This window comes from Rodentibacter caecimuris (assembly GCF_001019715.1).
Lineage (GTDB): Bacteria > Pseudomonadota > Gammaproteobacteria > Enterobacterales > Pasteurellaceae > Rodentibacter > Rodentibacter caecimuris.
The window spans coordinates 1,956,768-1,969,382 of the sequence record NZ_BBXJ01000001.1; the positions used below are offsets into that span (position 1 = coordinate 1,956,768).

Sequence of the window (12,615 nt, forward strand, 5' to 3'; positions counted from 1 at the left end):
GTTTAAACTTTAACCAAAAGCCTTGAATTGGAATAGAGAATAGTTGTAATAAGCGGTTTATCTAGACTGTTCTCGTTACTAGCCCACGCTAATAGCTTTATATTTAATTGCTGATTTTCATTTAGAATGAATGTCGTATTGGTCACTTTCGAGAAACTTCCATTTGCAAGATGAGATAAATTTCCTCTTTTGTACAAAGTTAAATTCTCATTTTCTCCCATGTGGCTGTAATCCGATGTGGTAATATTAAACGGAACTTGTACCCATCGTTTTGCACCAGAAGGCAAAATATTGATTTTTGCTTCATACGCATAGTAATACTCACGTTTTATTACCCCTGTACTATCTTTAGTATCAAAACGTACTCTTCTATCAAGAGCCTTCCATTTATCAACTAACAATGTTTCATAGATATTACCACCCACTAATTGACTTATTCTTAGCGAACCAGTGAATTCACCTGTTATCCCCTCAATCCTTGCCCCTTTTATCAATCCTCCATTAATTGTTGAACCATTAATTGTTGTACCCGATACCACTCCGCCACGAATGTTATTCCCTTCAATAGTCGTCCCTGTGATTGTTCCAGCTGTCACTCGTCCTAAATTCGCACTAATCGCTGATAAACTCGATATATTGAGTTTATCCGCAGTCAATGTCTTAGAGACAACATGCGAGGCATTGATACTGCCTGCTGCCATATTTCGAGCGACGATAGTACCGGCTGCGATCTGATTGCTTGTAATCGTATTGGAAGCAATTTGTTGCGCGGTGATGGTGTTTGTGACAATCGAGCCACCGTGAATCGCCGTTACACCGGCATTTTGCCAAGCAGACGGCTCTTTAGTATGTGCTGTGCATTCCTCAAGCATAGGGCGAGCCACGAACATCCAAGCCCCATTAGGATTAGACTTATCACCATCATAAAAGAAAAAGAATACATCAAGACTAACCGCCTTAGGAGGGGCTTGAAACTTAATAAATACTCTTTTGGCATTATTAATACCTTGAAAGCTATACCTGTTACTAAAACCTTCTTTTTTATTTAATAAATATTCTCCATTAGCCCCTCTTACATCAATATATATTTCTACTCTTTTACAACTATGATTACCCATATACGCTGAAATCATATACCAATGACCTGCATTAATAGCCACATTTTGATGTATTCCACATCTTGAATCGTTACGATTAGTTATTTTATTATGCCACCTTAAAACATTTTCATTTTTTAAATATCCACCTAATTTAAATTCAGTATCTTGCCTACAATATCTTTCTCCTTTCTTATCTTCAGGAACACCTTTCTCAGTAGCAGTCCATCCATCAGGAACACCTTTTGTAGGATTTGCAAAAATCGGGTTATACAACAAATTCCCACCCAACCCAATCGCTAACTTATCCGCTGTTAATTCACCTGCGGCAACGTGACTTGCACGAACCGCACCGGCTTGTAATGCTGCCGTGCTGACGGAATCCGCCGCCATTTTGTCCGCCGTCACAATATTGGCACCTAAGTGTTGAGTGCCGATAACATTTGCACCGATTTGTTGTGCAGTGAGGGTGCCGGTGAGCTGTTTTGTCGGGATTTGTAATTTCCCAACATCAATGCTGTTGTCAACATACTTGGTTCCATTCCACGTGTACAACTTGCCGTCAGTGGTGTTATGGACTTGGTTATAGCCTGCAAACTCATTAACGTTTAATCCCGTCACCGTTTTGATTAGCTCAAGATTGCGTGCCGGCAATGCGGTATCAATCACTTCATTGACGATATTTTGTGACAACTTTTCATTAAGTAGCGCTAATTCTTCGTCAATATCGACCGCACTTTCCGCCCTTAAGCCTGATTGTTGATAAAACGGGCCGACATTAATGCCACGGGTATGACGCAACCAATAGTAACGCACTTGTTTTGCGCCCACTTCGTGGGTGTACATTCGAGCGGTGACTTTTGCAATACGTTTTGCAGTTTGAATATCGTCCGTTTCTGCTGCGAAAATTTCGGTGGCTGTGGCATCGTTGATCCAATCCCACTCAAGGGTAATATTGCCTAAACCACCTGTAGCACGCACGCCTGTTGGGGCAGGAGGGCGGTCGATGGTAAAGGGTTTTGCCTTTTCATTGAGTAGTTGTCCGTTTTGGTTTTTCGCACGAATTACAACGGTATATTCACCATTTTCGAGATCGTCTAAATCAAGTTCGGCTGTTTTTCTCCCTAATTTAGATGAATATAATTTTCCATCTTTATAAATAAAGATGTCATAGGTAACTAATCCAACCCCGCCGGTTGTGTCTGCTGACGCATGAACTTTACCGTCTGGTCCAATGTTGATTTGGATATCACCGACTTTCGGAGTGTTGAGCAAAGTAGTTTCACGAGGTTCAAAATTCGCACCATTATCAACAATCGCCTCTTTTTGCGGTTCGTGTTGAATGGCAGAAATAGTAAATTGATCTTTGCCATCTTTTTCTTGAACTGTAATGCAACGATATAGCTTTGTGACAAGATTTTCATTTGAAATCGTCCACGGGTACTGAACGGCAATACTTATCGGCGGATCAACCAAAGTAATTTGATTATTTTTTACCGCAGCGATTTTTGCGTGGCGCTCTTTGCCTTTGTTATCAACGTAAGAAAAAACTTGCTTTGTTCCAGAAAGAGTAACGTCACGATCCACTGTTATTATTTTTCCGGCTGCGGATATAATTCTTCCACCGATCTCTGTACCAGCAAAATAACTATCAGCAATGCGGATAATATCGCCCGGAATATTGGCTAATCCCTCTCGCCCAACAGTAAATGTTACCATTTCAGTTTCAAGGCGTTCGGTTTCTAAAATCCATTTTGCCATGCGGTGTGCCTGCCCCCGTGAGGTACAACCAAAAGCCGCTTTTTTTAACTGTTTTAAGCCGTTTTTTGCCACATCTTGATCGTCTTGAACAAGCTCAATCGCACTTTTATAGCTATTGAGTTTGTCAAAATAGGTAATTTGGATCGAATTATGACGATCTTTATTAGCAGAAGAGGAATATTCAAATTCTCCATCTATCACATTTGCATTGGTATAAACCCATACCGGATCACTTGGTCGATCTAATACGATAGAAAATTCAGAACCATTCCACACAGGCAAGCCACGGAAGCATGAGCAAATATCATTGATCAAGTCATAGGCTTTGCGTGATTCACTAATCCAAACATTACAAGTAAAGCGGGGTTCTTGTCCACCAAAGCCGTCCGGCACAAGTTGATCACAATACTGCGCTGCAGTATAGAAAGCCCATTTATTGATAGAAAACCCGTCAATACGATGACCGAGCCCGTAACGTTTGTTGGTCATTAAATCGTAAAGCACCCATAATGGATTGTCCGTCCATTCGGTTTTAAATGCACCGTCCCAATAATCGCCGGTGTAAGTACGGGTTATCGGGTTATAGTTAGACGGAACAAGACACTCTATACCGTAGATCTCGTAGCTGCGGGTTGGAATTGCACTAAAATATTCTGAATCGAATTCAATCCCCATTAATGCCGTGTGAGGGTAGGTGTATTCACCTTCAATGATCTCCGTGTAGCTCGCCCAAATGGTTTTATTTTGCAAACGTTGAGACTTGGAATCAGGCTCTACACGTTCAACTTTAAGTAAAAATGGTACTGACGGTAAATTTTCAATATCAAGCTGACGCAAATATTGAGAGCTATATTTACCGGTAATGTTAAGAGGGTAAGTTTGATCTCCGACTGTAACAATGAAATTGACACTAGATCCGAGTGTATCACCTTGATCGTTTTGACTGAAAAGGCTACTTACGCCCAAATGTAAGCGCAATCTAGATACATTCTTATCTGTGATCGTGCGAGTAAGTGGAGATGATTTTTTTACTTCTTGCCCGACATTAACCTCTCTTTCCGAAGTATCAAAATCAGAAAGCTGATCTTGCACTGCAAGACCTTTTCGTCCTTGCCATGTCACGTTTGAAAAATTAAAACTGTTATCGGCATTCTGAATGGGCGTATCGTCTAAATAGATGGATTTCATTCCATCAACCAACCCTTTTACAACACCCTCTGAAATACTTTCAACAACTCGCACGCTTTGTTTTGAGCGTCCTGTTTCAGGAGCTTCATACGGAGTATGTCCGCCGCCACCGCCACCTTTACCCATTTTAATACCTTCCTATAATTTTTCTTACTAAAGCCCCGTCTCGACGCTCAGCCGGTTTTTTCTCTGCTTCGCTTTCGGCATCGTATGTACGAATGCCTTGAGATAAAACGAGAGATCCGCATCGGAAGCGCCCATAACACAATGCCATAGCTCGACCTTGTGCCACCATGTTAGAAATATTAGAAAAACTTGTTGAACTTTGCTTATCTTGCCTGTCATTACCGTTATTTGAGTTTGGTGTTTTCGTTAGCATTTGTGCGACACCGCTTGCCATCAAGCCGACCCCAGCGGCTATTAACGCCCCGCCGCCGGCCCACGACGTGAGAACCCCAACTACAACAAGCACAGCTCCAGCAATAGTCTGAAAAAGCCCTCCTTTTTTCGCTCCGGCTAATACCGGAGTAAAATGTACGGTGCAATTCTCACTAAGCTCTTGATGAATTTCATGTTCCGCATAACGAGAATCTAAATAAGTATTTCGCCCAATACGAACCTTAAAAAAACCTTTTAATAAATGATTTTTCAAGCCTCTACGTTGTTGTGTTAATGCTTCAACAATTTCTGCTACGGTTTTTACATTTAGCCTAAATTGGCTGCCAAATTGTTTAAGACTGCCGTAGAATTTGACATTGACCATTCTCTATGCCTCCATATTGAATGTGTATATTTGAGCCAATAACCATCATAAAGATCACGTTTTGAGAGCCTTTTCGGGGCGTGGTGCAATACTCGCTGATCCCCGACATAAATTGCCGCATGATTCGGCACTGGAGATTCAATACGCACTAATACCACATCACCCACCTGAATGTTTTCAAGCGAGACTTGATAAAATCCGTTCTCTTCTAAATGCTCAAGATAAAGATTTTCGCCTTGCCACCACCACTCATCAGCACGGGGATAATCAGGAAAATCAAAACCGCACAAATAATAGAAATCACGAAAAAGCGTGTAACAATCCATTTTGCCGTGTTCAAAAGTGCGGCTAATTAACGGCGCAATTTGGGGAAATTGATAAACCTCATCATCACAAATAAGCCACCAATCAAGAGCCGATAGAAGTTGCATTTGCCTATCTGCTAAACTCAATTTGGGATCTCCGTTAGGGTGGGAATGGACTAAGGCTAAAATTTCCCCTTTTTCTTCCGCCTTAATAAAATCGCCTGGTGAAACCTCAAAATAATTTTGCGGATCGGCTGCGATATTTTCACAATGAATAAGTTCAAGTTTTCCTTCAATAGATACAACAAAGCCGCACATTTCGAGCGGCTCACATTCTTTTGCCAGTGTCAGCAAGGTCTTTTTTAATTCATCAGGAATATTCATGTTTACCCCAATTTATCAACGCTTGGGAATCCACCAAAATTAGCGAGATTTCGTCTAAGAGCACAACCTGTTTTACATCGGCTGCATTTATCTTTTTTCGGATCGGTTGTCGGTTGATCTTTTTCATCAGCCACAGGCGGACCGTCATAACCGCATTCAACTCCTCGATATGGCCAAGGACACATCGTCAGAATAGTTCGGCAAGGAATCTGCGCACCGTCCATTTCTACCGGCGTAGCGAGAACAAAGCTGACTAAATCCCGTTTGTGTGAAGATAGTTGTTCAATTACAAAAATTGAAACCGTTTCAATACTTGGATCTGCGTATGGATTGCCATCTTCAAAATTGACTGCATCTAAGAACCGAACACAGACACGCCTACGTCTTACGATTGCGCCAAGGCATTGTTGGTAAGCGTAAATAATACGGGTCACAAATCCATTAATATTGCCTAAAGAAAGCGTAGGGCGATTGCTTGCACCCTGTGAAGACAATTTAAAACCGCTTGTTGCCACACCGTAGGGAACATATTCTTTACCTTGCCAGATGATAGGCTTGTCGTTTAATCCGGCACCGGCATAAAAGCGATAAAGCTCGCCGGCATTACCTTCTTTATCAAAATGTTTTCTTAAATCAATTTCCCATAGATCAATTAAGGCGGACTGTTCAAGTTTTGCCAGTTCCGCCTTTAGTTTTGGCTCACTCATTACAGCACCTCTTTAAATGTCATTGTAAACGTAGTAATGCCACCATTTTGTGTACTGCTCCAAGACGGGCAATAGACTTTTATATCTCGTTCTTCTTGACTGCAATACCACAGAAACGCCTGATATCCGCCACGTTTAGAAAGAAATGTACGTAAGGATTTGGCATTAGCTGAATTACAAATACAGCGTACGCCGGAAATATTCACCAAGTCGTGGTTTAATCCTTTCGGCGCACGTTGAGAATAGCCGTCCCCAAACTCATTATTGATAATATTGGGTTCGTGCGAGATGGAGTAGCCGCCTTGCACCGCCCAATTAAAACGCTCCAGCGTTCCCGTCACGTCTTGCCTCCCGTAACTCATATTGAATCATGCCACGAATTTTATCGACCAAGTCGCTAGTCCATTCAGAATGATCGCTAGATTGATCTTTTGACTCAAAGTGGTTTGTCATATTGATAGTAATCGTTTGTGATGAACCACCGCCAGCGTTCCGTTTACTGACTTCTTTATTGCTAAACATTCGCCCAGCATTACCCGGAATCATATATTGCATTCCGTTTCTCGCTTGGTAAATTTCAGGCTGGTTATTTTCACCGACACGATACATTTGATTGGCAGACATTACGCCGCCATTTTTTCGACCTGTAATAGCGAGAGCTTGGGCTGTAGCCATTGTCGCCGTCATACCGGCTTGAGCCGGAGCGGCATTTGCACCATAAGATGCCAAACTTACCATTGCCGCAGCCGGAGCATAAGCACTTGTTATCGTCGCAGCTTGAGCAATTTGCGCAGCCATTGTCGCTTTCGCCATTGCCTGCCCGATCACCATTTGCCGTACTTGAGCCATACCCATTTCAACAAGACTGCTAATCACGCTATTTAAAACCGTATTAGCGATAGATCGAAACGCATCTCTTAATGACGTTGTACCGGAAAGCAATCCGGCTATCGCATTCCCCCCATTGGAAGCCATCGCATCTAACGCATTACCGAATATCGCTGCGCCATCAGACGACCGTTTCCAAGCCTCCCATTCTGCCGCAATACGCTGCTCTCGATACTCATCTTCAATCAGTTTTCTAGCTTCTTCCGCTTCCGTGATGTTGGCTAAATAGGTTGCTTTAGCGGCGGTAAGCTCGGCAAGTTGTTGTTCTGAATTAACCGATAGGGGATTGTTACCACTTGCAGCTTTGATTGCGGCAATTTCTTGCTCCGCTTCCGCAATTTTAGCTTTATAAATCGCAATGCCTTCATCAATAGATTGAGTATCACGGGCAAAATCAATATCAAGCTGATAAGTCGGTTTTACCTTACTCATCGCACTATCAAAGTTACTCATTGCCGTTGTGACGTTATAAATTTTTTCGGCTAATTGTTCTGCTTGCTTTTTCTGTTCTTCAGTAGCGGCTGCGCCAAGTTGCAATCTGGCGGTATATTTTGCCGCCGAAAGCTCACCTTCATTTTGTCGAATGGTAACGATTTTATATTGCTCATTGAGCTGATTTAACTTATCAATGACTTGCTGTTTCGTTTGCAAATCTTTTTTGGCTGCTGATTCTGCCTCTCGGCTAGCTTTTTTAGCCGCGGCTTCTGCTTCTTTACGTTTTTTGTTTTGCTCTTCTAACTCCGCATTTTCACGGCTCATTGCAATTAACGTATTTTTTTGCTCCTGATTGAGATTTGCATGCTCAATAGCATATTCCTTTGCAGCTTGTGCCCCTTTTGTTAGCGCAATTTTTTGTTGCTCTAACCCTTTTTTAAGTGATTCAAAATTGGCATTTTGGGCGGCAGTTGCAAGTCCGCCCATTTCACCTTTAAGTTCTCGTAAATATTCCGTTACAAGACTGACATTGACCCCAGCATCAATGAGTTTTTGTGTAAATTTATGTAAGGCTTCCTTACCTGAATCTGTATTGCTTTCCAAAGAGTTTAAATAACCAACAAGATCATTAATACGTTCAGGGGTTGGGTTTTCCCCCACCTCAGCAAGCATTTTCCCGAACTTAAAGGCTTCATCTGTTGAAAGTCCAAAATTCTCAGCAAGCATTTCTGTTGTTTGCTTGATAGTCGAGGCTGCTGATGAAAATCTTGCATTTCCTGTTGTTGCCTCCATCATAGCTTCTGAATAAGAGTTAGCCTCAACGCCAAGATTGGATAGCGCCACGCCCATTTCTTTAACAGATCGAACACCTTCGCTAAATGCGTCTTTTTTCCATGACTTTTGTTCTTCAACTAGCTCCTTAATCGCATTTTTGGCATTTTTAACATCATATTCAAACTTATTAATCGCAGCATTTTTCAAATGTTGAGCTAATTCACCATTGGCTTTAACTAATCTGGCGTATTCATTAGATAAACCGACTAATCCTGTTTCAGAAATTTTTATTACTTTATCCAATTCGCTCATCGCATTTTTGAGATTATTTGCCTCATTTTTTGACTCAGATAGACCTGATAGGAAATCGGCGAGTAACAATCCTCCCACGGAAATTAACATACCAGCGACAGGACCTAAAACAAAACCGAGAGAACTGATTGATTTAACAAAGCTTGCAACGGTAACATTACCGGTAGCGGCGGAACGGGCAAGATCTGAAAGTCCGTTTTTAATTTGATTTAAATGTCCACCACTAAGTCGCACGGCTTGAGCTGTCTTTGTCATTTCGGTATCTAGTTTCTTAAACTCTTTCGCCGCTTTTCCAGTTGCTTTTTCCATGCCATCTAAAACGGCATTGACCTTGTCACCGCCAGTAAGCAAAGATTCAAGCTCCATGCTTACCGTATATGAAATTTCGCCAATATTATTTGACATCTAATCACCTCAAAAAACTTACAAATTTGTATATACCTACACTTTACAAATATACATTTTTGTATATAATAAAACTATCTTAAAAAACACGGAGGAATAATGAAACAAAGTGAGTTTTTAAGATGGCTGAAAGAGCAAGGCGTAATAGCAGAAAACGGCAAAAAACACCTAAAACTTTATTACAACGGCAAAATCAGCAGACTGCCTAGACACCCAAGCGAAGAGCTGAAAACAGGTTTAGTAGAAGGTGTAAAAAAGCAACTAGGCTTAAAATAATCCAAAGCCCCTGCTAAAGGGGGCTTTTCTTGATAAGGAGTAAATGATGTTATTTTATCCCGCTATCTTTGAACCCGACGAAAAAAGCGGCTATGTTGCCCACTTCCCACAATTCGGTGGCTTTACTCAAGGTGAAACCATTGAGGAAACCAAAGAAATGTGCGAGGATTTGTTGATTTCTTATCTTGAGGATTACTTTGATATGGATAAAGAAATCCCAATGCCGGATAAAGTCCAAAAAGGACAATATGCGATCGCATTACCGACATTAATGGTGGCAAAAGTGCTACTACATAATGAATTGGTAAAGCGCAATATCAATAAGGCAAGTCTAGCAAGATTACTTGATGCAAGTCCGGCAGAAGTTCAACGTATAATGAACTTACGCCATAACACGAAAATTAATACGATTGATCGTGCTTTTGAAGCGTTAGGCAAACAGCTAAAATTATCCCTCGCTTAACCGAGATTGTTCATATTCTGCCATTATCCGATCGTATTCGTCATCGGTGAAATGGCGGGATTTTTTCTGTGGTTGCTGGCTTTTAATTAACTGCTGAAACTCTGTCATTGTTAGATTTTCCGCATCTTGTCGGCTTAATCCAAATGCGGTTCTAGCAATACTAATATATTCAACCGCTTGAAATTCACTTGAATAACTCCCCGCGCTTTTATTTGCCGGTACATCCAACGGGCAACAACCAATCACTCCGTGCATCATTAAAAAACGTGCGATTGTAATAATGTCAGGATAAGGTAATGTTCCGCGAACATAAACCAAGCCATGTGTGCCTGATTTCCATTCTCCAATTAACCTCGAAACATCATCTTCACAACAGGCGCACAACACATTCATCGCATGTTGTAAAATTTTTCGTCCAAAAACAGGAGAGTGGATAACATCAAGCGCATATTCTTGAAGTGCAGTTGATTTTGCCCCTACTTTATCAAGCAACGCCCTAACTTCTGAACCGTGAAGTTCGGCATAGATTTGCACAATCTCAACGGGAGAACCGAGAACCGCCATTGCTTTCAATGACGGTTTGAAAAAGTAATCCCGTTCTGCCGTACTAATCAGGCATTCGCCTATATTGGTGATTGGTTTCATCATTATGCCGTGATAATTTCAAGGGTTGACGCATCGCCAACTTTAAACTCAACAGAGAAAGTAACAAGATCGTTTGTTGCTGACTCAGAGCTTAAAGCCGAGATAATCATTTTACCAATGAAAGTTAATGTGCCGTATTTTAGGCGCACCCATACATAAGGTTGCGTGCGGTTTTTAATTGCATTGACATAGATCGCTACAAGTGCATTAATCCCGATCGAATCTGATTTATCACGCTTACGCCATTCTCCCTCACCTGAAATTGTGAAGTCTGAATTGGTTACTAAGGATTCAGGGAAGCCTCCGGCATCATCCGCTTCGGATGTCACCGTATTAGGGCTAAAGTCCCAAGATTTGGTTGTCATTGCCCCTGCCGCTTTCCAATCAGCATTTGCCGGTTTTGTATCACCCGTACCGTACTCAAGAACAACGGTACGCCCCACCATTAAACCAGTATCAACAGTAGGTGTAGATTGAGCTGTTTCAGCCATAATGTATTTCCTTACTCGATTTGAGTGTTAATTAATCGTAAAGATAACCGTAAAACCATTCGATTATCCGTGGTAAAAATAGGCATCGGCAAACCACCGGTACATTCCAGATAACCAAACTCGGTGATGGGATTAGCTAATATTGCCTCCATAATTTCGCGTGCTTTTGATTCAATGGCATAGCCTGTACTTTTATCAGCGATAAGACTTAATAAGAAATAATGCTCATTGCTGTGATCGGGAATTTGAACACTTCCTCCGTCTGGTTGAATAACCAAATAGGGTGTTGAACCGCCTCGATCTTCCCATTGATATAGCTGCACAATAAAACCGTCAGAAAGTGCGGTAGATTCAAGCCATGTTTTTAAGGATTTTACAAAAGCAATCATAAGCGCATTTCCTCTTTAATAATGCGATCGATCTCTTCTTTTGATTCCTCAAAACCTAACTTTAAGAACTCCTTCCGTGCAGAAGGTTTTTTAAAGGTTTGTTTTACACTTGGATCGTGAACAAAGAGAGCATAATTCGCAGAATAGCCCACGCGCCCAATTAAACGCTTCCCACGCACTAAAATTTCGGTGTATTGACTATTAAGCAATGTTGAGGTATCAACCGGCGTATAATGTGCGGATTGCAGAGCAACGACTTTCAAAGAGCGATACATTGCACGATTCACTTTTTCCGCTCGAATTTCTCCGATTAATTCCGCCGTCATTCGTTTTGCCTTCTCAATTCCACGAACTCTTAACGCCATGTTATTGCCCCCCCGTGATCCAAGCAAAATCATCCGCTTTGCGAGAAAACGTATCAGCAAACCGCTGGATCTGAATAATTTCTTCCGCATCGACGGTCAAAGGATTAATAGAATCGCTTTCACCAATTAGTACAAAATCGCCTAATTTAGCTTCTGAGTATTCACTCCAGATCACATTTTTTACGGTTTTTTCTCGCCCTACATCAATATTTACTTTGCGCGAATCAGCTCCATAATCGCAATCAATGAGGATAGGGGAGGAAAACTGAATAATTCCGTCATCATCTTTGCCTAGATTGCGCCATAAAGTAGCCTTTGCCGTATAAGACCAATTTGAAATATCAGACATCGCAACCACCTACCACGCTAAAGAAACCGACATTTTTCTCTTTGGGTAATAGATCTGCTGTAATTCCCAACGGATCAAGCCCTCGTACCGCCGCTTTAAGATTTCCGATCACGTCTTCGCCAAAATCAAAAGAACGGCTTGCTCCACTTGGCGCACCTTCCGATTTAATCCGGCGTGCGCCCGAACTTACGGATAAAACCGCAACAAGATAGAGCTTAATCAATTCTTGTGTGACATCAGGGTAGTCGCTTTTATCAAATGCCACATCAAGGGTATCCACTTGTTCAATAAACCGCTCAAGCAGCGATTTTGGCGGTGAATATCCCATCTCTTCAAGAAACGATTTAGCATCAGAACTCAAGATTGCCGCCGCCATTTTATTTATCCTTTTGAGGTTTTGGTTTAGTCCTAGAGTTTTCTTTTGGAATTTCTAATTCACCATCAGTTTCATTCAAAACAACGGCGCGCCCAACAAAAGCTGCCGGCATTTCGGCAACCGTCATTTCTGATCCGATAGGTAATGCTTGAAATTGCCCGTTTAATACACCATAGCAGCCACGATGGGTGATTTTGATTCGTTTCATTTGATACTCCAAAAATAAAGGGGCTTTCGCCCCT

Annotated in this window: 15 protein-coding genes; 2 read left to right on the forward strand and 13 right to left on the reverse strand. The window is 41.6% G+C overall.

Annotation, left to right across the window (positions count from 1 at the left end; all coding sequences use genetic code 11):
• Positions 1-2: 2 nt before the first annotated feature.
• Genes PNEUHYL_RS09560 through PNEUHYL_RS09585 form a run of 6 tightly spaced genes read right to left on the reverse strand, consistent with a single transcriptional unit; the run spans position 3 to position 9,019 of the window.
• A complete protein-coding gene (locus PNEUHYL_RS09560; RefSeq protein WP_059367636.1) occupies positions 3-4,172 on the reverse strand; it encodes a TipJ family phage tail tip protein in 4,170 nt (1,389 codons plus the stop codon).
• Position 4,173: 1 nt separating this feature from the next.
• Positions 4,174-4,809, reverse strand: coding sequence for a tail assembly protein (locus PNEUHYL_RS09565; protein ID WP_110890462.1), 636 nt, complete (start codon positions 4,807-4,809; stop codon positions 4,174-4,176).
• Entirely contained in the window at positions 4,752-5,498 is a 747-nt protein-coding gene (locus tag PNEUHYL_RS09570) for a C40 family peptidase (RefSeq protein WP_059367638.1), read from the reverse strand. The genes PNEUHYL_RS09565 and PNEUHYL_RS09570 overlap by 58 nt, the downstream gene beginning before the upstream one ends.
• 2 nt (positions 5,499-5,500) lie before the next feature.
• Complete coding sequence (locus PNEUHYL_RS09575) at positions 5,501-6,205, reverse strand: phage minor tail protein L (protein WP_059367642.1); 705 nt, start codon at positions 6,203-6,205, stop codon at positions 5,501-5,503.
• Complete coding sequence (locus PNEUHYL_RS09580; RefSeq protein ID WP_077665747.1) at positions 6,205-6,567, reverse strand: phage tail protein; 363 nt, start codon at positions 6,565-6,567, stop codon at positions 6,205-6,207. The genes PNEUHYL_RS09575 and PNEUHYL_RS09580 overlap by 1 nt, the downstream gene beginning before the upstream one ends.
• Positions 6,521-9,019 (reverse strand): hypothetical protein, encoded by a 2,499-nt coding sequence (locus PNEUHYL_RS09585; protein WP_059367645.1) that lies wholly within the window; start codon positions 9,017-9,019, stop codon positions 6,521-6,523. The genes PNEUHYL_RS09580 and PNEUHYL_RS09585 overlap by 47 nt, the downstream gene beginning before the upstream one ends.
• A gap of 99 nt (positions 9,020-9,118) precedes the next feature.
• On the opposite strand from PNEUHYL_RS09585, the gene PNEUHYL_RS09590 reads away from it, so the two are divergent.
• Both PNEUHYL_RS09590 and PNEUHYL_RS09595 read left to right on the forward strand, forming a co-directional pair.
• Positions 9,119-9,295 carry a type II toxin-antitoxin system HicA family toxin gene (locus tag PNEUHYL_RS09590; RefSeq protein ID WP_059367647.1) on the forward strand — a complete coding sequence of 59 codons (177 nt, stop codon included), beginning with the start codon at positions 9,119-9,121 and terminating at the stop codon, positions 9,293-9,295.
• A gap of 43 nt (positions 9,296-9,338) precedes the next feature.
• Positions 9,339-9,758: a type II toxin-antitoxin system HicB family antitoxin gene (locus tag PNEUHYL_RS09595; RefSeq protein ID WP_077664595.1), complete on the forward strand. Its 420-nt coding sequence runs from the start codon at positions 9,339-9,341 to the stop codon at positions 9,756-9,758.
• On the opposite strand, the gene PNEUHYL_RS09600 is transcribed toward PNEUHYL_RS09595, so the two are convergent.
• The 7 genes from PNEUHYL_RS09600 to PNEUHYL_RS09630 are packed head-to-tail and all read right to left on the reverse strand — an operon-like array spanning position 9,744 to position 12,581.
• Complete coding sequence (locus PNEUHYL_RS09600; RefSeq protein ID WP_059367651.1) at positions 9,744-10,403, reverse strand: DUF6246 family protein; 660 nt, start codon at positions 10,401-10,403, stop codon at positions 9,744-9,746. The two genes, PNEUHYL_RS09595 and PNEUHYL_RS09600, sit on opposite strands and share 15 nt — an antisense overlap.
• Before the next feature lie 2 nt (positions 10,404-10,405).
• Positions 10,406-10,894 (reverse strand): phage tail tube protein, encoded by a 489-nt coding sequence (locus PNEUHYL_RS09605; RefSeq protein ID WP_077665748.1) that lies wholly within the window; start codon positions 10,892-10,894, stop codon positions 10,406-10,408.
• 11 nt (positions 10,895-10,905) lie between these two features.
• Complete coding sequence (locus PNEUHYL_RS09610; protein ID WP_059367653.1) at positions 10,906-11,283, reverse strand: phage tail termination protein; 378 nt, start codon at positions 11,281-11,283, stop codon at positions 10,906-10,908.
• Positions 11,280-11,648, reverse strand: coding sequence for a hypothetical protein (locus tag PNEUHYL_RS09615; RefSeq protein ID WP_059367655.1), 369 nt, complete (start codon positions 11,646-11,648; stop codon positions 11,280-11,282). The genes PNEUHYL_RS09610 and PNEUHYL_RS09615 overlap by 4 nt, the downstream gene beginning before the upstream one ends.
• Before the next feature lies 1 nt (position 11,649).
• On the reverse strand, positions 11,650-11,997 hold the full coding sequence (locus tag PNEUHYL_RS09620; protein ID WP_059367657.1) for a hypothetical protein: 348 nt from the start codon (positions 11,995-11,997) through the stop codon (positions 11,650-11,652).
• A complete protein-coding gene (locus PNEUHYL_RS09625) occupies positions 11,990-12,373 on the reverse strand; it encodes a DUF7370 family protein (RefSeq protein ID WP_059367659.1) in 384 nt (127 codons plus the stop codon). The genes PNEUHYL_RS09620 and PNEUHYL_RS09625 overlap by 8 nt, the downstream gene beginning before the upstream one ends.
• 1 nt (position 12,374) lies before the next feature.
• Positions 12,375-12,581: a hypothetical protein gene (locus tag PNEUHYL_RS09630; protein WP_059367661.1), complete on the reverse strand. Its 207-nt coding sequence runs from the start codon at positions 12,579-12,581 to the stop codon at positions 12,375-12,377.
• Positions 12,582-12,615: the final 34 nt, after the last annotated feature.

Coding starts and splice junctions, on each gene's coding strand:
- PNEUHYL_RS09560 (WP_059367636.1), bottom strand. CDS start 4,172: ATGGGTAAAGGTGGCGGTGGCGGCGGACATACTCCGTATGAAGCTCCT.
- PNEUHYL_RS09630 (WP_059367661.1), bottom strand. CDS start 12,581: ATGAAACGAATCAAAATCACCCATCGTGGCTGCTATGGTGTATTAAAC.
- PNEUHYL_RS09585 (WP_059367645.1), bottom strand. CDS start 9,019: ATGTCAAATAATATTGGCGAAATTTCATATACGGTAAGCATGGAGCTT.
- PNEUHYL_RS09575 (WP_059367642.1), bottom strand. CDS start 6,205: ATGAGTGAGCCAAAACTAAAGGCGGAACTGGCAAAACTTGAACAGTCC.
- PNEUHYL_RS09605 (WP_077665748.1), bottom strand. CDS start 10,894: ATGGCTGAAACAGCTCAATCTACACCTACTGTTGATACTGGTTTAATG.
- PNEUHYL_RS09600 (WP_059367651.1), bottom strand. CDS start 10,403: ATGAAACCAATCACCAATATAGGCGAATGCCTGATTAGTACGGCAGAA.
- PNEUHYL_RS09625 (WP_059367659.1), bottom strand. CDS start 12,373: ATGGCGGCGGCAATCTTGAGTTCTGATGCTAAATCGTTTCTTGAAGAG.
- PNEUHYL_RS09595 (WP_077664595.1), top strand. CDS start 9,339: ATGATGTTATTTTATCCCGCTATCTTTGAACCCGACGAAAAAAGCGGC.
- PNEUHYL_RS09620 (WP_059367657.1), bottom strand. CDS start 11,997: ATGTCTGATATTTCAAATTGGTCTTATACGGCAAAGGCTACTTTATGG.
- PNEUHYL_RS09570 (WP_059367638.1), bottom strand. CDS start 5,498: ATGAATATTCCTGATGAATTAAAAAAGACCTTGCTGACACTGGCAAAA.
- PNEUHYL_RS09590 (WP_059367647.1), top strand. CDS start 9,119: ATGAAACAAAGTGAGTTTTTAAGATGGCTGAAAGAGCAAGGCGTAATA.
- PNEUHYL_RS09565 (WP_110890462.1), bottom strand. CDS start 4,809: ATGGTCAATGTCAAATTCTACGGCAGTCTTAAACAATTTGGCAGCCAA.
- PNEUHYL_RS09580 (WP_077665747.1), bottom strand. CDS start 6,567: ATGAGTTACGGGAGGCAAGACGTGACGGGAACGCTGGAGCGTTTTAAT.
- PNEUHYL_RS09615 (WP_059367655.1), bottom strand. CDS start 11,648: ATGGCGTTAAGAGTTCGTGGAATTGAGAAGGCAAAACGAATGACGGCG.
- PNEUHYL_RS09610 (WP_059367653.1), bottom strand. CDS start 11,283: ATGATTGCTTTTGTAAAATCCTTAAAAACATGGCTTGAATCTACCGCA.